At 67.5% G+C, this 23,694-nt stretch carries 23 protein-coding genes and 3 rRNA genes; 8 read left to right on the top strand and 18 right to left on the bottom strand.

Going from position 1 to position 23,694, the window contains the following annotated elements:
- Positions 1–49 precede the first annotated feature (49 nt).
- The 4 genes from EJC51_RS20645 to rrf all read left to right on the top strand — a co-directional run bounded on the left by EJC51_RS20645 (position 50) and on the right by rrf (position 6,784).
- Positions 50–1,057: a stage II sporulation protein M gene (locus EJC51_RS20645; RefSeq protein ID WP_126272443.1), complete on the top strand. Its 1,008-nt coding sequence runs from the start codon at positions 50–52 to the stop codon at positions 1,055–1,057.
- A 568-nt stretch (positions 1,058–1,625) separates the two neighbouring features.
- A 16S ribosomal RNA gene (locus EJC51_RS20635) occupies positions 1,626–3,151 on the top strand.
- A gap of 301 nt (positions 3,152–3,452) precedes the next feature.
- Positions 3,453–6,573 (top strand): 23S ribosomal RNA (locus tag EJC51_RS20630).
- Between the two features lie 94 nt (positions 6,574–6,667).
- Positions 6,668–6,784 (top strand): 5S ribosomal RNA (gene rrf, locus EJC51_RS20625).
- The 16S, 23S and 5S rRNA genes sit together here, the layout of an rRNA operon.
- Positions 6,785–6,885: 101 nt before the next feature.
- Here the strand turns inward: rrf and EJC51_RS20620 are convergent.
- From EJC51_RS20620 to EJC51_RS20600, 5 genes are read right to left on the bottom strand one after another with little or no spacing between them, the layout of a single operon-like run.
- A complete protein-coding gene (locus EJC51_RS20620) occupies positions 6,886–8,196 on the bottom strand; it encodes a DUF58 domain-containing protein (protein ID WP_126272442.1) in 1,311 nt (436 codons plus the stop codon).
- The gene (locus EJC51_RS20615; protein WP_390897676.1) at positions 8,196–9,185 is read right to left on the bottom strand and encodes an AAA family ATPase; all 990 of its coding nucleotides are present in this window, start codon (positions 9,183–9,185) and stop codon (positions 8,196–8,198) included. Before EJC51_RS20615 ends, EJC51_RS20620 begins: the two co-directional genes overlap by 1 nt.
- Entirely contained in the window at positions 9,185–10,378 is a 1,194-nt protein-coding gene (locus EJC51_RS20610) for a DUF4350 domain-containing protein (protein ID WP_126272441.1), read from the bottom strand. The genes EJC51_RS20615 and EJC51_RS20610 overlap by 1 nt, the downstream gene beginning before the upstream one ends.
- Positions 10,375–11,136 (bottom strand): DUF4129 domain-containing protein, encoded by a 762-nt coding sequence (locus tag EJC51_RS20605; protein WP_126272440.1) that lies wholly within the window; start codon positions 11,134–11,136, stop codon positions 10,375–10,377. The genes EJC51_RS20610 and EJC51_RS20605 overlap by 4 nt, the downstream gene beginning before the upstream one ends.
- A gap of 4 nt (positions 11,137–11,140) precedes the next feature.
- The gene (locus EJC51_RS20600) at positions 11,141–12,454 is read right to left on the bottom strand and encodes a DUF7847 domain-containing protein (RefSeq protein WP_126272439.1); all 1,314 of its coding nucleotides are present in this window, start codon (positions 12,452–12,454) and stop codon (positions 11,141–11,143) included.
- 140 nt (positions 12,455–12,594) lie between these two features.
- On the opposite strand from EJC51_RS20600, the gene mtnA reads away from it, so the two are divergent.
- Positions 12,595–13,737, top strand: coding sequence for an S-methyl-5-thioribose-1-phosphate isomerase (mtnA, locus tag EJC51_RS20595; protein WP_126272438.1), 1,143 nt, complete (start codon positions 12,595–12,597; stop codon positions 13,735–13,737).
- A gap of 57 nt (positions 13,738–13,794) precedes the next feature.
- Positions 13,795–13,965 (top strand): hypothetical protein, encoded by a 171-nt coding sequence (locus EJC51_RS47780; RefSeq protein ID WP_166682884.1) that lies wholly within the window; start codon positions 13,795–13,797, stop codon positions 13,963–13,965.
- Positions 13,966–14,155: 190 nt separating this feature from the next.
- Here the strand turns inward: EJC51_RS47780 and EJC51_RS20590 are convergent, their stop codons facing one another.
- From EJC51_RS20590 to EJC51_RS20535, 13 genes are all read right to left on the bottom strand, one after another.
- Positions 14,156–15,364 carry a tyrosine-type recombinase/integrase gene (locus tag EJC51_RS20590; RefSeq protein WP_126272437.1) on the bottom strand — a complete coding sequence of 403 codons (1,209 nt, stop codon included), beginning with the start codon at positions 15,362–15,364 and terminating at the stop codon, positions 14,156–14,158.
- Complete coding sequence (locus EJC51_RS20585) at positions 15,364–15,552, bottom strand: helix-turn-helix domain-containing protein (RefSeq protein WP_126272436.1); 189 nt, start codon at positions 15,550–15,552, stop codon at positions 15,364–15,366. The genes EJC51_RS20590 and EJC51_RS20585 overlap by 1 nt, the downstream gene beginning before the upstream one ends.
- On the bottom strand, positions 15,549–16,943 hold the full coding sequence (repSA, locus tag EJC51_RS20580) for a replication initiator protein RepSA (RefSeq protein WP_126272435.1): 1,395 nt from the start codon (positions 16,941–16,943) through the stop codon (positions 15,549–15,551). Before repSA ends, EJC51_RS20585 begins: the two co-directional genes overlap by 4 nt.
- Positions 16,940–17,629, bottom strand: coding sequence for a DNA cytosine methyltransferase (locus EJC51_RS20575; protein WP_126272434.1), 690 nt, complete (start codon positions 17,627–17,629; stop codon positions 16,940–16,942). Before EJC51_RS20575 ends, repSA begins: the two co-directional genes overlap by 4 nt.
- On the bottom strand, positions 17,626–17,838 hold the full coding sequence (locus EJC51_RS20570) for a hypothetical protein (RefSeq protein WP_126272433.1): 213 nt from the start codon (positions 17,836–17,838) through the stop codon (positions 17,626–17,628). The genes EJC51_RS20575 and EJC51_RS20570 overlap by 4 nt, the downstream gene beginning before the upstream one ends.
- 5 nt (positions 17,839–17,843) lie before the next feature.
- The gene (locus EJC51_RS20565) at positions 17,844–18,023 is read right to left on the bottom strand and encodes a hypothetical protein (RefSeq protein WP_126272432.1); all 180 of its coding nucleotides are present in this window, start codon (positions 18,021–18,023) and stop codon (positions 17,844–17,846) included.
- A 92-nt stretch (positions 18,024–18,115) separates the two neighbouring features.
- Complete coding sequence (locus tag EJC51_RS20560; RefSeq protein ID WP_244362759.1) at positions 18,116–18,493, bottom strand: hypothetical protein; 378 nt, start codon at positions 18,491–18,493, stop codon at positions 18,116–18,118.
- Positions 18,494–18,509: 16 nt separating this feature from the next.
- Positions 18,510–18,692, bottom strand: a complete 183-nt coding sequence (locus tag EJC51_RS20555; protein ID WP_058916493.1) for a mobile element transfer protein — start codon at positions 18,690–18,692, stop codon at positions 18,510–18,512.
- Positions 18,693–18,712: 20 nt separating this feature from the next.
- On the bottom strand, positions 18,713–19,348 hold the full coding sequence (locus tag EJC51_RS20550; protein WP_126272431.1) for a DUF2637 domain-containing protein: 636 nt from the start codon (positions 19,346–19,348) through the stop codon (positions 18,713–18,715).
- A gap of 73 nt (positions 19,349–19,421) precedes the next feature.
- Positions 19,422–19,592 carry a hypothetical protein gene (locus EJC51_RS47775; RefSeq protein ID WP_425276799.1) on the bottom strand — a complete coding sequence of 57 codons (171 nt, stop codon included), beginning with the start codon at positions 19,590–19,592 and terminating at the stop codon, positions 19,422–19,424.
- 5 nt (positions 19,593–19,597) lie between these two features.
- On the bottom strand, positions 19,598–19,792 hold the full coding sequence (locus EJC51_RS20545; RefSeq protein ID WP_126272430.1) for a hypothetical protein: 195 nt from the start codon (positions 19,790–19,792) through the stop codon (positions 19,598–19,600).
- Positions 19,793–19,878: 86 nt separating this feature from the next.
- Complete coding sequence (locus EJC51_RS20540) at positions 19,879–21,225, bottom strand: FtsK/SpoIIIE domain-containing protein (RefSeq protein WP_126272429.1); 1,347 nt, start codon at positions 21,223–21,225, stop codon at positions 19,879–19,881.
- Positions 21,226–21,227: 2 nt separating this feature from the next.
- Complete coding sequence (locus EJC51_RS20535; protein WP_126272428.1) at positions 21,228–21,557, bottom strand: SCO3933 family regulatory protein; 330 nt, start codon at positions 21,555–21,557, stop codon at positions 21,228–21,230.
- 191 nt (positions 21,558–21,748) lie between these two features.
- Between EJC51_RS20535 and EJC51_RS20530 the strand changes: the two genes are divergently transcribed.
- Both EJC51_RS20530 and EJC51_RS20525 read left to right on the top strand, forming a co-directional pair.
- On the top strand, positions 21,749–22,069 hold the full coding sequence (locus EJC51_RS20530) for a putative quinol monooxygenase (RefSeq protein ID WP_126272427.1): 321 nt from the start codon (positions 21,749–21,751) through the stop codon (positions 22,067–22,069).
- A complete protein-coding gene (locus EJC51_RS20525) occupies positions 22,066–23,301 on the top strand; it encodes a helix-turn-helix domain-containing protein (RefSeq protein WP_126272426.1) in 1,236 nt (411 codons plus the stop codon). Before EJC51_RS20530 ends, EJC51_RS20525 begins: the two co-directional genes overlap by 4 nt.
- Positions 23,302–23,694 lie beyond the last annotated feature (393 nt).

Raw genomic sequence — 23,694 nt, 5'->3', positions numbered from 1 at the left:
CTGACACCACGACGAGCCGCCGACGACCAGCCGAGGAGCAGCCGAACCGATGGACCTCGACGTCTTCGTCTCCGCCCACAGGGCGGAGTGGGACCGCCTGGACGCCCTGCTCCGCCGTCAGCGCAGACTCACCGGCGCCGAGGCCGACGAACTCGTCACCCTCTATCAACGTACGGCGACCCATCTCTCGCTGATCCAGTCCAGCGCCCCCGATCCCCAGCTGACGGGCCGACTCAGCCAACTCGTGGCACGCGCGCGTGGCGCGGTGACGGGAACCCGCCGCGCCTCCTGGCGCGACGTGACCCGCTTCCTGACGTACGGCTTCCCGGCAGCGGTCTACCGGGCGCGCCACTGGTGGGTCCCCACCGCGCTCATCTCCACGGCGGTGTCGATCCTCCTGGGCTGGTGGATAGGCACGCATCCCGATGTGCAGTCCTCCATCGCGGCCCCCAGCGAGCTGCGCGAGCTCACCCGCCCCGGCGGCCAGTACGAGACGTACTACTCGAGTCATCCCGCGGCCTCCTTCGCCGCCCAGGTCTGGACGAACAACGCCTGGGCCGCCGCTCAGTGCCTGATCCTGGGTGTCTTCCTGGGGCTCCCGGTCCTCTGGATCCTCTTCCAGAACATGCTCAACCTGGGAGTCGGCTTCGGCCTGATGTCCTCCGCCGGCCGCCTCGACACCTTTCTGGGCCTCGTCCTGCCCCATGGCCTTCTCGAACTGACCGCGGTCTTCGTCGCCGCGGGCACGGGCCTGCGCCTCGGGTGGACGGTCATCGACCCCGGCCCCCGCACCCGGCGAGCCGCCCTCGCGGAGGAAGGACGCGCCGCGATCGGAATGGCGATCGGCCTCGCCCTGGTCCTCTTCGTCTCCGGCGCGATCGAGGGCTTCGTCACCCCCTCCGGCCTGCCCACATGGGCCCGCATCACCATCGGGATCGCAGCCGAAGTCGCCTTTCTCGCCTACGTCTACGTACTGGGTGGCCGTGCGGCCCGCACCGGTGAAACGGGCGACGTCGAGGCCGCGGAACGCAGCGCCGCCGTGCCCATGGCCGCCTGATGTGCGAGTGGGGCTGCTGAGCTGCTAGTCTCCTCTTCGCCCCACGGGAGCCGTTGACACGGAGCTTGCGGGGAGGTAGATTCGAACAGTTGCCTGGAACTGGATATGCTCCGGTCGGCGACAGTGAGTGTCTGTCTGCTTCTCGAAACGTCGTTTTCGGAGAAGCCCCTCCCGATGAATTCGGAAATGAGCAGCCGGTCAGACCGGCGCGAAACTTCTGATAAAGTCGGAACCGCCGGAAAGGGAAACGCGAAAGCGGAAACCTGGAAAGCACCGAGGAAATCAGAACCGGAAACGATCTGATAGAGTCGGAAACGCAAGACCGAAGGGAAAAGCCCGGAGGAAAGCCTGAGAGAGTCTCTCGGGTGAGTACAAAGGAAGCGTCCGTTCCTTGAGAACTCAACAGCGTGCCAAAAATCAACGCCAGATTAGTTGATACCCCGTCTCCGGCCGGTCATCGGTTGGGGCGAGGTTCCTTTGAAACAACACAGCGAGGACGCTGTGAACCATCGGATCATTCCTCCGGTGGTTCCGCTCTCGTGGTGTTCATCCCGATTACGGGAAAACATTCACGGAGAGTTTGATCCTGGCTCAGGACGAACGCTGGCGGCGTGCTTAACACATGCAAGTCGAACGATGAACCACTTCGGTGGGGATTAGTGGCGAACGGGTGAGTAACACGTGGGCAATCTGCCCTTCACTCTGGGACAAGCCCTGGAAACGGGGTCTAATACCGGATACCACTTCCACTCGCATGGGTGGGGGTTGAAAGCTCCGGCGGTGAAGGATGAGCCCGCGGCCTATCAGCTTGTTGGTGAGGTAACGGCTCACCAAGGCGACGACGGGTAGCCGGCCTGAGAGGGCGACCGGCCACACTGGGACTGAGACACGGCCCAGACTCCTACGGGAGGCAGCAGTGGGGAATATTGCACAATGGGCGAAAGCCTGATGCAGCGACGCCGCGTGAGGGATGACGGCCTTCGGGTTGTAAACCTCTTTCAGCAGGGAAGAAGCGAAAGTGACGGTACCTGCAGAAGAAGCGCCGGCTAACTACGTGCCAGCAGCCGCGGTAATACGTAGGGCGCAAGCGTTGTCCGGAATTATTGGGCGTAAAGAGCTCGTAGGCGGCTTGTCACGTCGGGTGTGAAAGCCCGGGGCTTAACCCCGGGTCTGCATTCGATACGGGCTAGCTAGAGTGTGGTAGGGGAGATCGGAATTCCTGGTGTAGCGGTGAAATGCGCAGATATCAGGAGGAACACCGGTGGCGAAGGCGGATCTCTGGGCCATTACTGACGCTGAGGAGCGAAAGCGTGGGGAGCGAACAGGATTAGATACCCTGGTAGTCCACGCCGTAAACGGTGGGAACTAGGTGTTGGCGACATTCCACGTCGTCGGTGCCGCAGCTAACGCATTAAGTTCCCCGCCTGGGGAGTACGGCCGCAAGGCTAAAACTCAAAGGAATTGACGGGGGCCCGCACAAGCAGCGGAGCATGTGGCTTAATTCGACGCAACGCGAAGAACCTTACCAAGGCTTGACATACACCGGAAACGGCCAGAGATGGTCGCCCCCTTGTGGTCGGTGTACAGGTGGTGCATGGCTGTCGTCAGCTCGTGTCGTGAGATGTTGGGTTAAGTCCCGCAACGAGCGCAACCCTTGTCCTGTGTTGCCAGCATGCCCTTCGGGGTGATGGGGACTCACAGGAGACCGCCGGGGTCAACTCGGAGGAAGGTGGGGACGACGTCAAGTCATCATGCCCCTTATGTCTTGGGCTGCACACGTGCTACAATGGCAGGTACAATGAGCTGCGAAACCGTGAGGTGGAGCGAATCTCAAAAAGCCTGTCTCAGTTCGGATTGGGGTCTGCAACTCGACCCCATGAAGTCGGAGTTGCTAGTAATCGCAGATCAGCATTGCTGCGGTGAATACGTTCCCGGGCCTTGTACACACCGCCCGTCACGTCACGAAAGTCGGTAACACCCGAAGCCGGTGGCCCAACCCCTTGTGGGAGGGAGCTGTCGAAGGTGGGACCAGCGATTGGGACGAAGTCGTAACAAGGTAGCCGTACCGGAAGGTGCGGCTGGATCACCTCCTTTCTAAGGAGCACTTCTAGGCAGCCGCAAGGCTGTCCAGAGGCCAGTACATCGGCGAACGTTCGATGCTGGTTGCTCATGGGTGGAACGTTGATTATTCGGCACTCTCAGTCATCTCGGGCTGCCAGTACTGCTCTTCGGAGCGTGGAACGCTGATCACGAGTGGCGAGGGTGTCGGGCACGCTGTTGGGTGTCTGAGGGAATGAACCCCCTCGATGCCGGCCCCGGTGAAGCACCGCGTGAGTGGTGTGTGACGGGTGGCTGGTCGTTGTTTGAGAACTGCACAGTGGACGCGAGCATCTGTGGCCAAGTTTTTAAGGGCGCACGGTGGATGCCTTGGCACCAGGAACCGATGAAGGACGTGGGAGGCCACGATAGTCCCCGGGGAGTCGTCAACCAGGCTTTGATCCGGGGGTTTCCGAATGGGGAAACCCGGCAGTCGTCATGGGCTGTCACCCATACCTGAACACATAGGGTATGTGGAGGGAACGCGGGGAAGTGAAACATCTCAGTACCCGCAGGAAGAGAAAACAACCGTGATTCCGGGAGTAGTGGCGAGCGAAACCGGATGAGGCCAAACCGTATGCGTGTGAGACCCGGCAGGGGTTGCGTATACGGGGTTGTGGGATCTCTCTTCCACGGTCTGCCGGCCGTGGGACGAGTCAGAAACCGTTGATGTAGGCGAAGGACATGCGAAAGGTCCGGCGTAGAGGGTAAGACCCCCGTAGTCGAAACGTCAGCGGCTCGTTTGAGAGACACCCAAGTAGCACGGGGCCCGAGAAATCCCGTGTGAATCTGGCGGGACCACCCGCTAAGCCTAAATATTCCCTGGTGACCGATAGCGGATAGTACCGTGAGGGAATGGTGAAAAGTACCGCGGGAGCGGAGTGAAATAGTACCTGAAACCGTGTGCCTACAAGCCGTGGGAGCGTCGGAACACAGCTTGCTGTGTTCTCGTGACTGCGTGCCTTTTGAAGAATGAGCCTGCGAGTTTGCGGTGTGTTGCGAGGTTAACCCGTGTGGGGAAGCCGTAGCGAAAGCGAGTCCGAATAGGGCGGTTTAGTAGCGCGCTCAAGACCCGAAGCGGAGTGATCTAGCCATGGGCAGGTTGAAGCGGAGGTAAGACTTCGTGGAGGACCGAACCCACCAGGGTTGAAAACCTGGGGGATGACCTGTGGTTAGGGGTGAAAGGCCAATCAAACTCCGTGATAGCTGGTTCTCCCCGAAATGCATTTAGGTGCAGCGTCGTGTGTTTCTTGCCGGAGGTAGAGCACTGGATAGGCGATGGGCCCTACCGGGTTACTGACCTTAGCCAAACTCCGAATGCCGGTAAGTGAGAGCGCGGCAGTGAGACTGTGGGGGATAAGCTCCATGGTCGAGAGGGAAACAGCCCAGAGCATCGACTAAGGCCCCTAAGCGTACGCTAAGTGGGAAAGGATGTGGAGTCGCACAGACAACCAGGAGGTTGGCTTAGAAGCAGCCACCCTTGAAAGAGTGCGTAATAGCTCACTGGTCTAGTGATTCCGCGCCGACAATGTAGCGGGGCTCAAGCGTACCGCCGAAGTCGTGTCATTGCAGCAATAGGGCCAACGCCTGCTGTGATGGGTAGGGGAGCGTCGTCTGCCGGGTGAAGCAGCCGCGGAAGCGAGTTGTGGACGGTTGACGAGCGAGAATGCAGGCATGAGTAGCGATTCACACGTGAGAAACGTGTGCGCCGATTGACTAAGGGTTCCTGGGTCAAGCTGATCTGCCCAGGGTAAGTCGGGACCTAAGGCGAGGCCGACAGGCGTAGTCGATGGATAACCGGTTGATATTCCGGTACCCGCTGTGAAGCGTCAAACATCGAATCCAGTGATGCTAAGGCCGTGAAGCCGCCCCGGAGCCTTCGGGCAAAGGGGAGTGGTGGAGCCGCTGACCCGATCTGGTAGTAGGTGAGTGATGGGGTGACGCAGGAAGGTAGTCCATCCCGGGCGGTGGTTGTCCCGGGGTAAGGGTGTAGGCCGAGTGGTAGGCAAATCCGCCGCTCATTAAGGCTGAGACCTGATGCCGAGCCGATTGTGGTGAAGTGGATGATCCTATGCTGTCGAGAAAAGCCTCTAGCGAGTTTCATGGCGGCCCGTACCCTAAACCGACTCAGGTGGTCAGGTAGAGAATACCGAGGCGTTCGGGTGAACTATGGTTAAGGAACTCGGCAAAATGCCCCCGTAACTTCGGGAGAAGGGGGGCCACGCTTGGTGAGAGGACTTGCTCCTCGAGCTGGGGGTGGCCGCAGAGACCAGCGAGAAGCGACTGTTTACTAAAAACACAGGTCCGTGCGAAGCCGTAAGGCGATGTATACGGACTGACGCCTGCCCGGTGCTGGAACGTTAAGGGGACCGGTTAGTCAAGATTCGTCTTGGCGAAGCTGAGAACTTAAGCGCCAGTAAACGGCGGTGGTAACTATAACCATCCTAAGGTAGCGAAATTCCTTGTCGGGTAAGTTCCGACCTGCACGAATGGCGTAACGACTTCTCGACTGTCTCAACCATAGGCCCGGTGAAATTGCACTACGAGTAAAGATGCTCGTTTCGCGCAGCAGGACGGAAAGACCCCGGGACCTTTACTACAGTTTGATATTGGTGTTCGGTTCGGCTTGTGTAGGATAGCTGGGAGACTGTGAAGCTCGGACGCCAGTTCGGGTGGAGTCGTCGTTGAAATACCAGTCTGGTCGTGCTGGATGTCTAACCTGGGTCCGTGATCCGGATCAGGGACAGTGTCTGATGGGTAGTTTAACTGGGGCGGTTGCCTCCTAAAGAGTAACGGAGGCGCCCAAAGGTTCCCTCAGCCTGGTTGGCAATCAGGTGTTGAGTGTAAGTGCACAAGGGAGCTTGACTGTGAGACCGACGGGTCGAGCAGGGACGAAAGTCGGGACTAGTGATCCGGCGGTGGCTTGTGGAAGCGCCGTCGCTCAACGGATAAAAGGTACCCCGGGGATAACAGGCTGATCTTCCCCAAGAGTCCATATCGACGGGATGGTTTGGCACCTCGATGTCGGCTCGTCGCATCCTGGGGCTGGAGTCGGTCCCAAGGGTTGGGCTGTTCGCCCATTAAAGCGGTACGCGAGCTGGGTTTAGAACGTCGTGAGACAGTTCGGTCCCTATCCGCTGTGCGCGTAGGAGTCTTGAGAAGGGCTGTCCCTAGTACGAGAGGACCGGGACGGACGAACCTCTGGTGTGCCAGTTGTTCTGCCAAGGGCATGGCTGGTTGGCTACGTTCGGGAGGGATAACCGCTGAAAGCATCTAAGCGGGAAGCCTGCTTCGAGATGAGGACTCCCACCCACTTGATGGGGTAAGGCTCCCAGTAGACGACTGGGTTGATAGGCCGGATCTGGAAGCACGGTAACGTGTGGAGGTGACCGGTACTAATAGGCCGAGGGCTTGTCCTCAGTTGCTCGCGTCCACTGTGTTGGTTCTGAAACCACGAACAGCCCCGCGCCTGGTCACGGCGTGGTGTGGCAGTGTTTGACAGTTTCATAGTGTTTCGGTGGTCATAGCGTGAGGGAAACGCCCGGTTACATTCCGAACCCGGAAGCTAAGCCTTACAGCGCCGATGGTACTGCAGGGGGGACCCTGTGGGAGAGTAGGACGCCGCCGAACAAATTTTAGAAAAGGCCCACGCCATTAGGCGTGGGCCTTTTTTGTGTTTCTAGCGGGGCGAAAACCCTCCTTTTCGGGCCCTTTGAGTTTTGAGTTCTGAATTACAGGCGCCCTGCCGTCTTGAGGGCCAGGTATGCGTCCGCGAGTGCCGGCGCCAGATCATCGGGTGTTGCGTCGACGACGGTCACGCCGTGTCGGCGGAGTTGGTCTGCGGTGCGATGACGTTCGCTCTGTGACTGTGCGGCGGCCGCGGCTTCGTAGACGGCGTCGGTGTTTCCGCGAGATGCCGCCATGCGGGAGACGTGGGGGTCGGCCACCGAGGCCAGGAGAACCGTATGGCGCTGGGTGAGTTGGGACAGGACGGGGAGCAGGCCCTCCTCGACAGGGGCTGTGTCGAGAGTGGTCAGTAGCACGATCAGGGAGCGGCGGGGGGCCGTCCTGAGTGCCGTGGCCGTAAGACCGCGTGCGTCTGTTTCGACCAGTTCCGGTTCGAGTGTGGCCATCGCGTTGACCAGGGACGGGAGGACGTCCTTCGCAGCGCGGCCCTGGACCAGGGCGCGGACGCGGCGGTCGTAGGCGAGGAGGTCGACGCGGTCGCCGGCTCGGGAGGCGAGTGCTGCCAGGAGCAGGGCCGCGTCCATGGAGGCGTCGAGGCGTGGGGCGTCGCCCACGCGGCCTGCGGAGGTGCGGCCGGTGTCGAGGACGACGAGGATGTGGCGGTCGCGTTCGGGACGCCAGGTGCGTACGGCGACTGACGACTGGCGGGCTGTGGCGCGCCAGTCGATGGAGCGGGTGTCGTCGCCGGGGACGTACTCGCGCAGGCTGTCGAATTCTGTGCCTTCGCCGCGGGTGAGGACGCTGGTGCGGCCGTCGAGTTCGCGGAGGCGGGCGAGTTTGGACGGGAGGTGCTTGCGGCTGGTGAAGGGGGGCAGGACGCGTACCGTCCAGGCGGCCTTGTGGGTGCCTTGGCGGGAGAAGAGGCCCAGTGGGCCGTAGGAACGGATCGTCACTCGGTCTGTCTGGCGGTCGCCTCGGCGGGTGGGGCGCAGGCGGGTGGTGACGCGGCGGCGTTCGCCCGGAGGGACGGTGAGACGGTGGCGGGAGGCTTCGACCTCGGTGCCGGGGAGCCAGCTGCTGGGGGGCCAGGCGTCGCGCAGGTGGGCGCGGAGGGGGCGGTTCGACGGGTTGGTGACCGTGAGGGTCACGTCGGCCGGCTCGCCCAGGCGGACGGAGGTGTCGCCGGAGCGGGTCAGGACCAGGCGTCGTACGGGGGCCGCGAGGGCGAAGTCGCAGGCGCAGGCCACCGCCAGTGGGGCGTTCACGGCGAGGAGGCCCGTCCAGCCGGGGTCCCAGATGCCGACGGGGATCGAGCCCAGAGCCGCGAGGAGCGCGGTGCGTCCGGTGAGTGCCATCAGCGGGGGACGGGGACGTGGGCGAGGATCGCGTGGATGACGGAGTCGGCTGTCACGCCTTCCATCTCGGCCTCCGGGCGCAGTTGTACGCGGTGGCGGAGGGTGGGGAGGGCGAGGGCCTTCACGTCGTCCGGGATGACGTAGTCGCGGCCGGTGAGCCACGCCCACGCGCGGGAGGTCGCGAGGAGGGCGGTGGCGCCGCGGGGGGAGACGCCGAGGGTGAGGGAGGGGGACTCGCGGGTGGCTCGGCAGATGTCGACGACGTAGGCCGTGATCTCGGGGGAGATCGTTGTCTTGGCCACGGCCGCGCGGGCCGCTTCGAGGTCCGCCGGGCCCGCTACCGGGCGTACGCCGGCGGCTTGCAGGTCGCGGGGGTTGAAGCCTTCGGCGTGGCGGGTGAGGACGTCGATCTCGTCCTGGCGGGAGGGGAGGGGGATCGTGAGTTTGAGGAGGAAGCGGTCCAGCTGGGCTTCGGGGAGGGGGTACGTGCCCTCGTACTCGACCGGGTTCTGTGTCGCCGCCACCAGGAACGGGTCGGGGAGCGGGCGGGGGGTGCCGTCGACCGTGACCTGACGCTCCTCCATCGCTTCGAGGAGGGACGACTGCGTCTTGGGGGGTGTGCGGTTGATCTCGTCCGCGAGGAGGAGGTTGGTGAAGACCGGGCCGGGCTGGAAGGAGAACTCGGCGGTGCGGGTGTCGTAGACGAGGGAGCCCGTCACGTCGCTCGGCATGAGGTCGGGGGTGAACTGGACGCGCTTGGTGTCGAGTTCGAGTGCGGAGGCGAGGGCGCGGACGAGCAACGTTTTGGCGACTCCGGGGACTCCTTCGAGTAGTACGTGCCCGCGGCAGAGGAGGGCGACTACGAGGCCGGTCACGGCGGGGTCCTGGCCGACCACGGCTTTGGCGATCTCGGCGCGCAGGGCTTCCAGGGAGGCCCGGGCGGCGCTCGGGTCCCCGGGGTACCCGGCGTTGTCAGTGGTCGGGGCCATCATGGACGGCGTACCTCTCTTTCGAGGGCGTCGAGTTGGTCGGCGAGGGAGACGAGGGCGGCGTCGTCGCTGGGCGGCGGGCCGAAGAGGAGGGCGTGCAGGGTCTGTCCGTCGCCGCGGAGGTGGGCGGACAGGGCGGGGAGCAGGGCCTCGGGCGCGTGCGCCTGGGTGACGGGGACGCCTACGAGGGGGGCGAGGCGGGTGCGGGTGGTGGAGCGAAGAGCGATGGCCGCGCGGTCACGGGCGTTGGCCTTGCGGTAGAGGCGGGCGCGGCCTTCGACGGTTTCGGAGGCGCGGATCGCCACGGGGAGTTTCTCGGGCACCAGGGGGCCGAGTCGGCGTGCCCGCCACAGGGCGGCGAGGGCTGCGGCGAGGAAGAGCTGCAGGGTGCCCCATTTCCAGCCCGGGGGAAGCAGGTCGAAGAAGCCGCGTTCGTCGTCCGTGCCTGTGGCCGACGCGTCGGAGAGCGAGGGGAGGTACCAGACCAGATGGGGGCGGGAGCCGAGGAGTTGGAGGGCGAGGGAGGCGTTGCCCTGCTCGTCGAGGCGGTCGTTGTAGAGGATGTCGGGCGCGCCGAGGACCACGGTGTCGCCACCTCCGGTCGCCGGGACGCGCAGCAGGGTGGCCAGGCGTTCGCTGGGGTAGCAGGCGTCGGCTTCGAGGTGGGTGGTGCTGTAGCGGATGCCACCGGTTTCGGCAGTGCCGGCGCGCTGAGCGGCGGGCAGGCCGCAGTCCGGGGCGAGGGCCGAGTTGATGCTGGTGGCGGGGTCCGCGGTGACGTCGGGGGCGAGCCGGCCGACGGACCAGCTGCCGGGGGCGACGAGGACGGTTCGGCCGCCGGATGCGGCGGTCGACGAGTGCAGCAGGGTCTGTTGACGGTGCGTCAACAGGTCGGGGGCGGCGACCAGGAGGGTGGTGTCCGGGCCGGCTGCGGCGCGTGCCTCGTCCAGCGTGGTGACCAGGCGCGTGGACACCCCTCGGTCGGCGAGGAGTTCGGCGACGGCGCGGCTGCCGAGGTCGTCGACGGAGCGCGGGTCGAGGGTGCCGTGACGGGCATCGGAGCGGATCACGGCGATGACGACGGCCGCGGCCACGAGGAGGACGGCGGCGAGTGCGATGCCTCGCGAGCGGGTCCAGACCTGGCGTGCGGTGGGCGAGACCGAGGTGGGCGGGAGCGTGGCCTCGGTGGTCATTCGGCGGCTCCCTGGCGGGTGTTGTGGGCCGCGCTGGGGATGCTGCTCGTGAGCTGGGGCTTGGTGCGTTCGAGATCGCGGTCGAGTTCGGTGATGCGTCGGTACGACTGCTCGCTCGCCCTGCGGCCGCCGTATGTGACGTCGTCGAAGTCGCCGGCGGCGGTGCGCAGGCGGTCGGTGTGGGACGGCAGGGTGCGGCCCGCTTCCGCGGCGGCCTCATCGGCGGTGCGGCCGGGGCGGACGTCGAGAAGGGCGCGTTCCTCCAGGGCGCGGACGATGGCGCGCATGCGTTCCTGGACGGCCTGGTTCCAGTGGCCCTGGGCGGCGTGTGCCTCGGCGGCCGCGCGGTGTTCGGCGGCGCTGCGGGGGCGGTCGTCGAACAGGGCGGCGGCGGAGGCGGGTTCGCGGCGTGGGGTGCCCAGGCGCCACCACAGTGCGCCCAGGACCGCGAGGACGGCCAGGACGATGACGACCAGGCCGAGCGTTCCTCCGGGGGTCGCGGTCGCGGCCGTGTCGAACAGCTCGCCGACCCACTTCCAGAATGCGTTGAGGGCGCGCTGGAACCAACTGGGGTCGTTCTCGTGGTACATGCGCTTGGACAGCTCGCGTCGAGCCGCCTCCCGCGCGGGGTCACGCGGGACGGTCACCGGCGGTTCGTCGCCGGAGCGTGCCGACGACAGCAGGACCGTGTCGCCGACGCGTACGACCGCGCGGGACAGCAGCGGTGCCGATGTGAGAACTCCCCCCGTCAGGCTCACCGCATCAGCCTCCGGCGGTGGGGCCGGGCGTGCCGGAGCCGTAGTCCTGGACGCCGGCCGCGCGGGCCAGTTCGAGGTCGAGGGCCTCGCGGCGGATGCGCTGGTCGATGTAGAGGAGCACCGTGACGCCGGCCGTGATCGGGAAGGTGATCATGGCGCCGATCACCGAGCCGATCCCGCTGACCACGAGGAACGTCCAGCCGAGGTCGCCGCCGCTGTTGAGGAACCCGGTGAAGCCGTCGCCGCTGAGGGCGGCGGCGAGGAAGGTGAAGGGGATGACGACGATCGACGCGACGACGTTGGCGATGATCGTGGCGAGCAGCTGAATGCCGAAGACGCGCCACCAGGAGCCGCGGACCAGCTTCGTGGACCGGCTCAGCGACTTGACGATGCCCTGCTTCTCCAGCATCAGCGCGGGCGAGGCGAGGGAGAAGCGGACCATCAGCCACAGGGCTACGACGCCGGCACCGAGGCCGCCCAGGACCGCGAGGGCGGCCCCTCCGTCACCCGATCCGGCGAGGGCCACGAGGATGCCGGGCAGGGTGCCGCCCGCGACGACGCCGAAGGCGATGAGCATCAGCAGGAAGATCAGGCCGAACAGCTTGGCCACTTGCGGGCGGGCGTCGCGCCAGGCTTCGCCGGTGGTCACCGACTTGCCGAGGACCGCGCGGCTGGTGACGGTCGTGAGCAGGGCGGTCGCGGCGATCGTGCCGACCAGCGAGATGAGGAAGACGACGCCGGAGCTGAGCATGGCGTCGCCCATGGCCCGGGTGAGTTCGTCGAGGGTGGCGCTGGGGTCGTCGAGGGCTTCGGTGCTGGCGTCGTTGAAGACCAGCCCCTCGAGGAGGATGACGAGGATCTGCGTGACGACCGCGACGGTCAGCGAGATGCCCAGGACCGTGCGCCAGTAGGTGCGCATGGTGGAGACCGCGCCGTCGAGGATCTCGCCGACGCCAAGGGGGCGCAGCGGGATCACGCCGGGCTTGGCCGCGGGCGGCGGACCGCCCCAGCCGCTGCCCCAGCCGCCGCCGTAACCGCCGTATCCGCCAGGCCCATTGGGGCCGGACGGGGGGCGGTTGCCCCAGCCCGGGCCGGGCGGTGGGGGTGGCGGGGTCTGGCCGGGGGCCGGGGGGCCGGTCGGGGCGGACCACTGCGCGGGGGGCGGCTGCTCCTTGGACCACTTCGAGCCCTGCGGGTCCTGGCCGGGCTGCTGCGCGGGGTCGGGGCGGTCCGCCGGGTCGGCAGGGCCGGAGGCACCGGGCTCCTGCCCGTCGGACGGGGCAGATCCGGGCGAGGCCCAGCCCGGAGTGTCTTTCATCGTCGCTCCTTCACGGTGCCCGTCCGCGGTCGCGGCGGCAGGTTGGCAGCCATCGTGCCATGGGGTGGTCACCGGGGGACCGGCCGCGGTATCGGCTGCGCACCTTCAATTGTCCGCCGGATACGGGGCAGACTGACCGCATGGCTGATCAGTACGCGCAATCCGGCGAGGACAACCGGCCGACCGAGATACCGGCGATCCGCTGGGACGAGCCACCAGAGGGGCCTGTGCTGGTCCTGTTGGACCAGACGAGGCTGCCGGCAGAGGAGGTCGAACTGGTCTGTACGGATGCGCCCGCGCTGGTGGAGGCGATCCGGTCGCTCGCCGTGCGCGGGGCGCCGCTGCTCGGGATCGCGGGCGCGTACGGGGTCGCGCTCGCCGCCGCGCGCGGCTTCGACGTGGACGACGCCGCGAACGCGCTCGCGGGTGCCCGGCCGACCGCGGTGAATCTGGCCGTCGGCGTGCGCCGGGCGCAGGCCGCGTACCGGGCCGAGCTCGTAAGGAGCGGGGACGCCGGGGAGGCCGCGGTGGCGGCGCTGGCCGCGGCGCGGGCGCTGCACCGGGAGGACGCCGAGGCCAGCGCGCGGATGGCGGAGCGTGGGCTGGCGCTGCTGGACGAGCTGCTGCCCGGTGGCGGGCACCGGATTCTCACGCACTGCAACACCGGCTCGCTGGTGTCGGGCGGTGAGGGGACGGCGTTCGCGGTGGCGCTGGCCGCGCAGCGGGCGGGGCGGCTCAGGCGGCTGTGGGTGGACGAGACGCGTCCGCTGCTGCAGGGCGCCCGGCTGACGGCGTACGAGGCGGCACGCACCGGGATGGCGTACACGCTGCTCACCGACAACGCGGCGGGCTCGCTGTTCGCGGCGGGGGAGGTGGACGCGGTGCTGATCGGGGCGGACCGGATCGCGGCCGACGGGTCGGTGGCGAACAAGGTGGGGAGCTATCCGCTGGCGGTGCTGGCGCGGTACCACCATGTGCCGTTCATCGTGGTGGCGCCGCTGACCACGGTGGATCCGGACACGCCGGACGGGGCGGCCATCGAGGTGGAGCAGCGACCTGGGCACGAGGTGACCGAGGTCGCGGTGCCGCAGGCGCCGGCGACGGGCGCGGGTGGCGGGGTGCCGGTGGCGCCACTGGGGACGCAGGCGTACAACCCGGCGTTCGATGTGACGCCGCCCGAGCTGGTGACGGCGATCGTCACGGAGGAGGGCACGGTGTCGCCGGTGACGGCCGAGGCGCTGGCGGAGCTGTACGGCAGGGCGCGGCAGGTGACGATCGGCTGAGAGGGGCCGAGTTTCCGCTTCGGTGGGAGCGGGGTTTTCAGCGTGAGGGGGAGGCGCGTGACGGAGCGGGGCTGGGACGACGACGGTGAGTACCGGCGGGCGGTACGCGGGGCGTGGGGCATGGTGGCGCTCGCCTCGTGCTGCTCGCTGCTGGTCGTGGCGCTCGTCGTCCTGGCCGTGCTCGGTGCGGGTGTGTTCGTGTTCCTCGTCGAGGCTCTCGGCGGGTAGCCGGGCGGTCACTCGCAGCGTGGGCAGACAGTCACCGCCCGGTACGACTAAGGTCACTGGCCGGTGACCTATCTCACCACTGCCTTCGCCACTGTTATGAGAATGGGATGCTCCCACTCTGATCAACGGAAACGGCCCCTCTACCTGCGGCGATGAGCCGGGTGAGGGGCCGTGACATCCAAGCTCTACATCAAGCGGCGGTTTCCAGGCCCGCCGAAGCCTCCAGTTCCCGGATGCGCGCCGGTTGCCGAAGCAGCCGATCGAGCTGTCCCACTGCCTCGATCACGTCGGGGTCCAGAGCCTCAGCGTAGATGTCCAGGGTCGTCGAAATCCGGCTGTGCCGCAGCACCGCCTTCACGATCCTGGGGTGCACCCGAAGGTGGACCAGGAGCGTGCCGCAGGACTTGCGGAGGCCCTTGGGGTTCATCTTGCCGAGCCCTTCCAGCCTGATGATCCGTTGGAGATCCAGGTAGAGGTGATCCGGTGTGAGCGGTCGGCCGGTCCGGGTCACGAACACGTGCGCCTCGGGGTCCTCGAACCAGGGGCGCCCGTTGCTGACCGCGCGCTCCCGCAGCATGGCCGTGCGCATGCGCGTCCAGCGCAGGGGAGCGATGCACTGAGCAGGCAGCGGCAAGGGCGCCTTGGAGGTCTCGGTCTTGAGTCCCGCGTCGTCGATCGTGCCCGAACTACTGCGCTGACGCTGCTGTTCCACCCAGACAACCCGGTTGTCGAAGTCGATGTTCTCCCAGCGCAACCCGCACGCTTCAGCCCGGCGCAGGCCGAGGAGGCAGATCAGCAGGAACACCGGGTAGTACACGGTGAGACGCCGAGCCGCCGACAGGAAGCGGAGCACCGTCACCGCGTCCCAGCTCTTGCCGCTGTCCGTGGTCGCGCGGACGTGGACGAGCTTGGCCACGTTGCGGGTCAGCCCGATGTCCTCGACCATCGCGGCCGTGAGCGCCGCTGAGAGGACCCGGAGCGCGCGCTTGGCTGTCTTGACCCCTTGGTCCTGTGCGAGCGCCTGCATGGCCCCTCGCAGTTCCTTGACGCCGAGCTTCAGCATGACCTTCGAGCCCAGACGCGGGCGGAGGTGGTGCCGTACCGCTGTCTCGTACGCCCGGTAGCTGTTCCCGGCGAGGTTGGGCTTCACGATCACCTCAAGCCAGTAGTCGAACCACTGACCAAGCGTCATGTCCCGCGTGGGCGTCGGGATGCCGCCCTTGGCACGGTCGATCAGCTCCCGGCGCTTTCGGTCGCACTCCTCGAAGGTCGCGCCGTACGCGTACTTCCGCTTCGTGGTGCCGTCCGGTTGCGGGACGTACACGGCAGCTTGGTAGCGGCCGTCTGAGCGCTTCGTGACCGTGCCCGAACCGTTGGGGTTCCGCTTGCGGGGAGGCATCAGGCAGCCTCCTCAAGCTGGGTGCGGATGTACTCCTCAAGCGCGCTCTCGGGAATCCGGCGGCATCGTCCCTCCGTGAAGGAAGCGAGCCGCTTCGAGCGGATCAGGTCGTAGACCTTGCTCCGTCCGTACTTCAACCGCGCCATGACCTCTTTCACGGTCAGCAGCTCCACATGGGCCGTTGTCATGCGGCAGCTCCTTCCGCGTCGAGCAAGGCGGGTAGTTCCTCACGGGCGGTTTCGCGGTTGTGCTCGATGTCGCGGCGGATGTTGGCGGCGAGCCAGGATTCGCCGGGGGTGTGGCCGTGTCCGGCGTAGGTCCAGTGGGCGAGGGTCAGGGTGGTTGCCTCCGGGGTGTCGTCGGGGTCGGGCAGGCCGAGGGCTTGGCGTTGCTGGGCCGCGCGGTAGTCGGCGCGGACCTGGCGGAGGGCGCCGAGGGTGGTGGAGTAGCGGCGGGATTTGGTGGAGAAGTGGCCTCGGAAGCCGAGCATGTGGGCCCAGTCGCGCAGCTTGCGGTCCGGGTAGAGCGCATGGAGGTCGAGGCATGCCGCGATGAGCCGGGCGGGATGGTCGGGCACGTCGAGCAGGACCAGGGCCTCTTTGTTGCCGATCCGGCGGTCCACGGTCCCGGTCGTCTCGGCAGCCTTGGTGGCGTACTTGGCGACGTAGGAGGCAACGGCCGCTTCGGTGATCTCTTCGCCATGGCCGAAGGCGCCGATCGTCTGTACGTCGAGCTGTGTGCCCCAGCGCAGGGTGCGGGCCGGCTGGTCCCCGGCCGGGTCGACGTCGACCGCGACGCGGGCAGCAGCGGCATGGATCGCATCGGTGAGGAGATCGAGGGTCGCCCAGGCCGGCGGCGGATCGTCGGGCCCGCCGGGTCCGTCGAAGCGGACCACGGCATGGAAGTGCACCGCACCGCGCTTCTGGTACTCCGCGACCTTGCCGAAGGCGACCCTCGACTGTTCGCGGGCGGCTTTCTGGGTGAGGCCGGCGCGGCGGGCGATCTCCCGGCGGAGGTAGATCGTGAAGTAGCGCCACAGCTCCGAGGCGTGGTTGTTCCACAGCACCGCGCCCGCGTAGTCGTACGCCTCGGGGTCGAGTGGGGTGCCGAGTTCGGGTGCGTCCTCGCCGTGGCGGACACCGCAGCGGCAAGGCCGGTTGCCGGGCCGGTTGTGGACCGGGCCGAACGAGGGTGCGGTGAGGGTGGCGAAGACGCGAGGGTGATCCCGGATGGTCTCGGGGGTGCCCTTGGCGGGGTCGCCGACGAGTCCGGCCCGGATCAAGTGGTAGGTGTCGCCGGCGTACGTCCAGGCACAGGCCGGGCAGCGCGAGGCACGACGGTTGCCGCAGGCGACGCGGAGCATGCCGCCCGGCTCGTGCTCGGTCGTGTAGGCGTGCAGCACGGTCTTCGTGGCCGGGTCGATGGTCTTGGTGCCGCCCATGAGGCGGATCGGGTCGGAGCAGCCGCCGGTGCGGCGGATCTGCTCTTGCCAGCGGTCGAAGTCGGCGGAGCCGGCCACCCTCAGCACGTCGGTGAGGGTGGCCGCATCCAGGCCCGCCAGGGTGGCGGTGTCCGTCACGCGAACACCTCCTGCCGGGCGGTCAGGAAGGCGGTGCCGATCCAGGTCGTGTAGGCGGGCGGGATCGCCTCGGTCAGTTCCTCGGGGACGTCGGTCCAGGTGATGCCCATGGCCGTCTGCATCTCGGGCACGGTGGCCTTGCCGCCGCCGTCCCCGTACGCGGCGACGTAGGGGCCGTCGCGGTAGACGCCGTGGCGCCAGCCGCGTACGTAGCCCCGGTGGCGGGGGTGAGCGGGCCGGGCGGTGGACCAGCGGCCGAGTTCGAAGTTGCGGTGGCGCAGCACGCCGAGGCCGAACATCTCCCCGCACAGGCTCAGGTCTTTGCGGATCTCGGCTCGGCCGTTGGGTTGCTCGATCACGTACGGCAGACCGGAGGCGTCGAGCAGTTCACGGGTGGGGGCCACGAGGTCTTCGTGCGTGCCGCCCCAGCCGCGAGAGGTGTTGGTGCCCACCGTCAGGGCGCAGCCGGCTTGGCAGGGCGGGGAGGCGTGCACGAGGGTGTACCGCTCGATCTCGCCGGTGGTGATCAGGTGGGCCAGGTATTCGAGGGCATCGCCCCGATGCTGGGCGAAGGGGTAGTTGGGGCGATCGGCGATGTCGCAACCGTCGACCGCGAACCCGGCGAGGTGATAGCCCCAGGCGGCCCCGCCGGCGCAGGAGAAGAGATCGAGCACACGCCGCGTCATCGCCTGCCCCCACGGTGTGCGGGGCCGTGGTTGGCGGTGTAGTCGTCGACCAGGGCTTTGACGTCGGTGTCGCCGTTGGCGTGGTCCTCGGCACCGCAGCCGCCGCACACGTAGTCACCCTGCGAGCGGCTGTACTTGGTGCCGCCCTTGACGCGCAGGCCGGGGCTCTCCTCAGTCGGGGTGAGGCTGGCGGGGAGCTTGCGGAACATCCCGGTCACCTCCCGGCCTTCACGAGAGCGGCACGGTGGGTGTGGCCGGTGCCCTGGCAGGCGAGGCAGACGACGCGGAGCAGGACGCGGGAGCCGTCCCCGTGGCGGGCGCCGGTCGTGATCGAGACGACGGGGAAACCGTCGCAGTTGCGGCAGACGGGCATGTTCGAGGCGCGGACAGGCATGATGAGTACAGCCCTTTCAGATTGGAAGATCGGGAAGAGGCGAGCCGTCCGGGGCGGCGGATACTTGGCGGTAGAGGCCGCCCCGGAGGGCACTACTTGCGGTAGCGGCTCCGAGACCGGACGGGCCGGGAGCGGACCGGATGCTTGCGCGGCGAGCGGGAGCGCCGGCGGGTACCCGCGCGGGATAACTCCCGCTTTTTCGACGTGCGGTTGATCGTGTAGCCGAGCCCGCCCGTGGCCGACAGGACCGCGACCGCCGAGGCCGCGATGACCTGCGCCACGAACGCGATCACCAGGAGCACGGCGATCGAGCCGGCGATGATGAGCAGGGTCAGGGCAATCGGGCCCTTGTAGGAGCGGGGCGCTTCCTGGACGATCACGACCTTGCGTAGGTCGGTGCCGCCCGGGATCTGCCGGTAGAGGTCGGCGGGGATGTGACCGGCGCGAAGCTGGTCCTCGGGTAACTGCACGGGACGGCCCTCCAGATCAGGTGCAGCGGTGGGTGCGGGCGGCGAGTTCGGCGGCCGAACGGTCGCGGTGCTCGGTGGAGAACCCGCAGTTCGGGGCGGTGCAGGCGGCGGTGTGTCGGGTCTGGCCGCGTCCGTTGTTAAACGTGCCGACCCGGACGGGGCCGATGCGGATCACGTCGTAGAAGCGGTTCGGGCGCATGGGGCGAACCTCCTTGTCTGCTAGGCGAGTTGGGCGGCGATCGCGCCGGCGAGGTCTTCCGGGATGCCGAGGCGGGAGCGCAGCGTGGCGGTGTCGATGTCGGAGCCGGTGCGGGTGCGGTGTTCGGTGGCGACCTTCCGGGCGTGATCCACGAGCGCCGGGGGCACTGCCACGGCCGGGGCCGCTTCGGGTAGTGCCGGGGCAGGCTCGGGCGGGGTGATCTCCGGTGCCGGGGTGGGTGCCTCGGGCCGGTCGACCACGGCCACGGGCCGGGGCTCAGGTGCCGGGGCCGGGTCGGGTGTGGTGGGTTGGTGGGCGAGCAGGGTGCCGCCGAGGAAGGCCAGGGCGGGCCAGCCAGCGACCAGGATGCGCAGCCAGTCCGGCACGTGATCGAGGTCGAGGAGTCCGGCGGTGGCGACGTTGGCGCCAAGCGAGGCGACCAAGGCGACCAGGAACCAGAACCAGGCCAGCTTCGAGCGGTCGGTGCGCAGTCGGCGCCACACGGCGACCAGCAGCAGGTCGACGGAGACGGGGTAGGCCCAGGCCTTCCAGCCGGTTTGGCCGGCCGCTTCGGCGAGGTCGTGCAGGTGGGCGAAGGACAGCGCACCGGCGATCACGGCCTGAACGAGCACGGCGTCAATGCGGATCGAGCGCATGTCCTCACCTCCTTCGAGGAGTTGGGCCGGAGGCGGGGCGGGGATCGGTGTCCGGCCGCCCGGCCCCGGCGGTTCAGTCGTCGGCGGGGATCTCGCCGGCGCCCATGCAGTTCAGGCAGAGGCCGGTTTGCTGTCCGGCGACCCGCTGCTTGCGGCCGACGCGGACCGGGCGGGAGACCTCACCGGTGCCCTTGCACGGCGGGCACTGCTTGGGGCGGGGCTGCGTGGTCTTGGACGCAGACACGGCGGTCAGTCGCGGTGCGCAGCGTTGGGGACAGGTACGCCATCGCACGGCTTGGCTGCCCACTCGAAGTTCGTGGACGGCCCGACCACCACCTTGAAACCGTCACCAGCACAGCCGCCGCAGGACTGGCGATGGCTGGGCACCTCGGAAGGGTCGGACGGCACGGGCATACCGGTGTCTTTGTCGGTGTGGAACTTCATGTGGATCAACTCCTTCTGGGTTTTGGGCATGGCTCGGGCAGGGACCTGGCGCGAAGCGGTCACGCCGACCGTGGAGCGAGAGGGGGTTACTCCGTGACGGGCCGGGGCCGGACCACCGGCGGGGCGGCGGGCATCGGCGGCACGATGATCTGGCCGACCGGCCGGAACGGAGCCAGGAACGGCAACTCCGGTGCCAGGTGGGCGAATTCGCGGCACACGGCCGCCGCCTCATTCGGGGTGATCTCGGGGGTTCGGATGCGGGACCAGTACCCGGAGGCGTCGCCGGCCACGGCCACGCCGGGGCGGTCTGCCTGGATGCCGGTCACGGAGACCACCGCGTCCGGGGCGATGTCGCCGAGGCCCATTTCGGCGGTCTGCTTGTCGTTGACCCGGTGCACCACACGCCCGGTGAGCTGGGCGCGTAGGGCGGTTGCGCCACGGCCGAGGTCGGAGCCGAAGCGCTGCCCGCACACCTCCAGGTAGATGCCGATCGCGCGGGCCATCTGCCCGAGCCTCACCAGTTGCATGACCATGTGGTCGCGGGCCGGTTCGTCCTTCTTGGACATCACCAGGAACAGTTCCGCCACCTCGTCGATCAGTACCACCAGCGGCACCGGCCGGACCTGATCCGGCAGTTCCCACAGGTCGGAGACGCCGTAGAGCGCGAGGAGGTCGAAGCGCTCTTCCATCTCGGCAACGAGGGCATTGACCAGGTGGCCGGCGCTCTCGCGATCGGTGGCCAGCGCCGACAGCCGGGGCGCGTAGCGGGACTGTTCAACACCGCGCTTGCAGTCGATCCCGACCAGGCCTACCGGCAGTTGCGCCAGTCCCTTGATCAGGTTGCGCTGATACATCGACTTACCGGAGCCGTTGGCACCCAGGGTCAGGGCCATGGGCATCTTGCGGTAGTCCCGCTCGAAGACCGAGCCGTCCTCCCGCAGCGCCACCGGCACCACCAGGTCGTGAGGCTGTGCCTTGCGCGGCATCTTCACCCGACGCAGTACGTCGTAGCCGGTCATCCGCAGCTCAACATAGCCGGGCTTGGTCTCCCGCACCGTCACCGAATGCACCCCGAAGGCGTGCCGAAGCCGCTCCGACGATGCCGCGATGTCGGCGGGTTCGAGGCCGGCGGGCAGGCGCAGGGTGATGCGCAGGCCGGTCGCGGTCGGGGCGACCCGGCGGACCTTCGGGGGCACCGGCCGGACCTCGCTGCGGGCCAGGTTGCGCCGGACGAAGGCGCCGAAGCCGGAAGGCTGCACCGTCAGCCCGCACACCTCCATCGTCGACCGGTAGGTCCAGGTGAACCGGCCCCAGGTGACCGGCAGACCCACCAGCGACCAATACACGCGCGGTGCCCGGTACTTCGTGTAGCCGATGCCACCGGCGCCGGCCGCTAAGCCCCCTACCTCCAGGTAGGTAGCGAGGTCGGTCATGGTCAGGCCCCGGCCGTGATCGCGACCGCGCGGAACGAGATCCCATGCCGCTTCTGGCCGTTGAACTCGTTCTCCCAGTCGCGGGCCTTGAGGCCGATCACCCGAACCGGAGTACCCGGGGCGAGGCCCTCGGGGAGTCCGGTCTCCGGCACGGTCACCTGGTAGAGGTTCCCCTCCCCCTCGTCCGAGATGAGCAGGCCCACCGTGGACAGGCCCGCGTTCGTCTCCCGGTCCACAGCCCGCTCACCGGTCTGCTTGTTGACCAGCTTCGGCACGGGCGCAGTTGCCACGAACACCACAGCGGTCGAAACGTCGATCTTGAAGGACGGCATTATGGAGTCTCCCTTTAGGGAAGAGCCCCGGGCTGCGTTGTGATCTTGGCGGATGGCACGCAGTCCGGGGCTGCTTGTTCTTCCGACACGATCGAAGCTACTCGCAGAAAAACTGCGAGTCAACAGAAAACCTGCGACTAGTAGTAGTTCTTCGAGTCTGCGAGACTGAGTGCGACGACAGGGAGGCAGAAATGAACCACTTTGGGCTTTTTGTTCGGTTCACCTTGCGCGAGGGTGCGGGCGAGGCGTTCGACGCACTGATGCAGGAGACGACCGCCGGCATCCGGGCGCACGAGCCCGGCACCCTGGTCTATGCGTGCCACAAGGTTGAGGGCGCACCCAATGAGCGGATCTTCTTCGAGATCTACGCCGACCATGCCGCCTTCGAGGAGCACGAGCGCCAGCCGCACACACGGCACTTCCTCACGGAGCGCGCCAAGTACGTCGAGAAGACCGATGTGGACCGCCTCCAGCCGTACGCCGGCAAGTACCCGACCGAGGCCGAGAAGTGACGAGTTCCGACGCCAAGTCCTTCGGCCAGAAGGTCAAGGATCTACGCCGCGAGGTAGGCATGTCGCAGAGCGACCTTGCCGCCGCGATGGGTCGCTCCGAAAGCTGGGTGTCACAGGTCGAGAGAGGCGTGCAGCCTGTCGAGCGCCTGTCGGTCCTTCAGGCTCTTGCCGATGCGCTCAAGGTGTCCGTGCGCGACGTACGCCCCGAGGCCGCTCCCGCGGAGGAGGTAGAGCCCGAGGCACAGCAGCCGGGTACCGACCTGGATGGACTGCGCGTAGCCCTCACCGGACATCCGGCGCTCAGCAGTTTGTTCGAGCAGCAGTCGACCGAACCCGCCCCGTCCCTTGCGGAGTTCCGGCGGAGCGTAGAGGAAGCCTGGACTCTTACCCACGCGTCGAGCTATGCGGCGTTGAGCGATCTCCTTGCCAGACTGCTGCCGAGCATCGAGGCCGCCGTACGCCACGCGCCGGCAGGTGAGCGCGCGGAACTCCACGCTCTCCGCGCCAAGGCCTATCAGGCCGCCGCATCGAGCTTCACGCGGCAGGATCAGGCGGATGCTGCCTGGATCGCGGCAGACCGAGCACTACAGGCCGCCGAACTCGCGGGGGAGCCGCTGGAAGTGGTCGCAAGCCTCTTCCGCATGGCCCACGCGTTCATGCGTCAGCAGCACATGGAGCAGGCCGAGCAAGCGGCAAGTTCGGCAGTGGCCGTCTTGGACCCAAGGGCAGCGGCCGCGACATGCCCGCCTGAGGAACTGTCCCTTGTGGGCGCTATGAACCTTGTCCTCGCAGTGATCAACGCGAGGGAGGGCAACCGAGCACGCACCCATGAGCACATCGACCGGGCGCGCGAGATCGCGGCACGGTTGGGCGAGGACCGGAACGACTTCGACACGGAGTTTGGACCGACGAACGTCGAGATCCACGCCATGAGTACGGCGGTCGAGTTGGGCGACGCCGGCCTTGCTCTGGAAGTGGCCCAGCAGGTGGACGCGTCAGGGCTTTCGCCTGAGCGGCAGGCCCGTTTCCTGCTTGACGTGGCGCGAGCGCACGCGCAGCGGCGACACGTCGGGGAGGCCACAGCCGCACTCCTGGAGGCCGAGGCATTGACACCCGAGCAGATCCACGATCACCACTTGGCCCGCGGGGTCATCCGTGACCTGATCCAGCTCTCAGGCACTCGCGTTCCTGACGCGCTGCGCGACTTGGCCGAGCGGAGCGCGGTCGGCTAGGCGATGTTGTTACAGGTTTCTCTACCTCATCAAGCCCCGCCGTTCCGGCGGGGAGGGGTGACCCCTGGGACCACGGCCCGCATGATCCAACGAAGCCCAAGCCGTCGCGCACCTTGGAATAACAGGACTCGACAGCTCACCCATGGGAACCTCAGCGCTCCCATGCTTCACGGACCCCAGGACTTCAACCTCTATCCCCGGCGGTCATTGGCCTACGGCACCATGGTGCCTTGGTCGGGGGGCTCTTGCCTTCGGCATCCGGTCGCGCTGGCCCTATCGGCTTCCGGTCGTCGCTGCGTTGATCACACCCCACCGGCCCGCACTGCGGGCCGGCGCGGGCTCGGGGCTCGGGGCTTCGCTCCTGCCTTCGGCCCGCGCCGCCCCGGCCCCGGC

It is taken from the genome of Streptomyces aquilus, from assembly GCF_003955715.1.
GTDB classification, from domain to species: Bacteria; Actinomycetota; Actinomycetes; order Streptomycetales; family Streptomycetaceae; genus Streptomyces; species Streptomyces aquilus.
The sequence above is the reverse complement of the archived record's forward strand: the minus strand, read 5'-3'. Positions and strand labels throughout refer to the sequence as shown.

Coding starts and splice junctions, on each gene's coding strand:
- EJC51_RS20585 (WP_126272436.1), bottom strand. CDS start 15,552: ATGACAACGGCCCATGTGGAGCTGCTGACCGTGAAAGAGGTCATGGCG.
- EJC51_RS20570 (WP_126272433.1), bottom strand. CDS start 17,838: ATGTTCCGCAAGCTCCCCGCCAGCCTCACCCCGACTGAGGAGAGCCCC.
- EJC51_RS20590 (WP_126272437.1), bottom strand. CDS start 15,364: ATGCCTCCCCGCAAGCGGAACCCCAACGGTTCGGGCACGGTCACGAAG.
- EJC51_RS20565 (WP_126272432.1), bottom strand. CDS start 18,023: ATGCCTGTCCGCGCCTCGAACATGCCCGTCTGCCGCAACTGCGACGGT.
- EJC51_RS20600 (WP_126272439.1), bottom strand. CDS start 12,454: ATGAAAGACACTCCGGGCTGGGCCTCGCCCGGATCTGCCCCGTCCGAC.
- EJC51_RS20555 (WP_058916493.1), bottom strand. CDS start 18,692: ATGCGCCCGAACCGCTTCTACGACGTGATCCGCATCGGCCCCGTCCGG.
- EJC51_RS20615 (WP_390897676.1), bottom strand. CDS start 9,185: ATGGCCCCGACCACTGACAACGCCGGGTACCCCGGGGACCCGAGCGCC.
- EJC51_RS20550 (WP_126272431.1), bottom strand. CDS start 19,348: ATGCGCTCGATCCGCATTGACGCCGTGCTCGTTCAGGCCGTGATCGCC.
- EJC51_RS20535 (WP_126272428.1), bottom strand. CDS start 21,557: ATGCCGTCCTTCAAGATCGACGTTTCGACCGCTGTGGTGTTCGTGGCA.
- EJC51_RS20645 (WP_126272443.1), top strand. CDS start 50: ATGGACCTCGACGTCTTCGTCTCCGCCCACAGGGCGGAGTGGGACCGC.
- EJC51_RS20545 (WP_126272430.1), bottom strand. CDS start 19,792: ATGAAGTTCCACACCGACAAAGACACCGGTATGCCCGTGCCGTCCGAC.
- EJC51_RS20620 (WP_126272442.1), bottom strand. CDS start 8,196: ATGGCACTCACCGGACGCACCGCGCTCCTCGCGGCTCTGGGCTCGATC.
- EJC51_RS20540 (WP_126272429.1), bottom strand. CDS start 21,225: ATGACCGACCTCGCTACCTACCTGGAGGTAGGGGGCTTAGCGGCCGGC.
- EJC51_RS20610 (WP_126272441.1), bottom strand. CDS start 10,378: ATGACCACCGAGGCCACGCTCCCGCCCACCTCGGTCTCGCCCACCGCA.
- mtnA (WP_126272438.1), top strand. CDS start 12,595: ATGGCTGATCAGTACGCGCAATCCGGCGAGGACAACCGGCCGACCGAG.
- EJC51_RS20530 (WP_126272427.1), top strand. CDS start 21,749: ATGAACCACTTTGGGCTTTTTGTTCGGTTCACCTTGCGCGAGGGTGCG.
- EJC51_RS20575 (WP_126272434.1), bottom strand. CDS start 17,629: ATGACGCGGCGTGTGCTCGATCTCTTCTCCTGCGCCGGCGGGGCCGCC.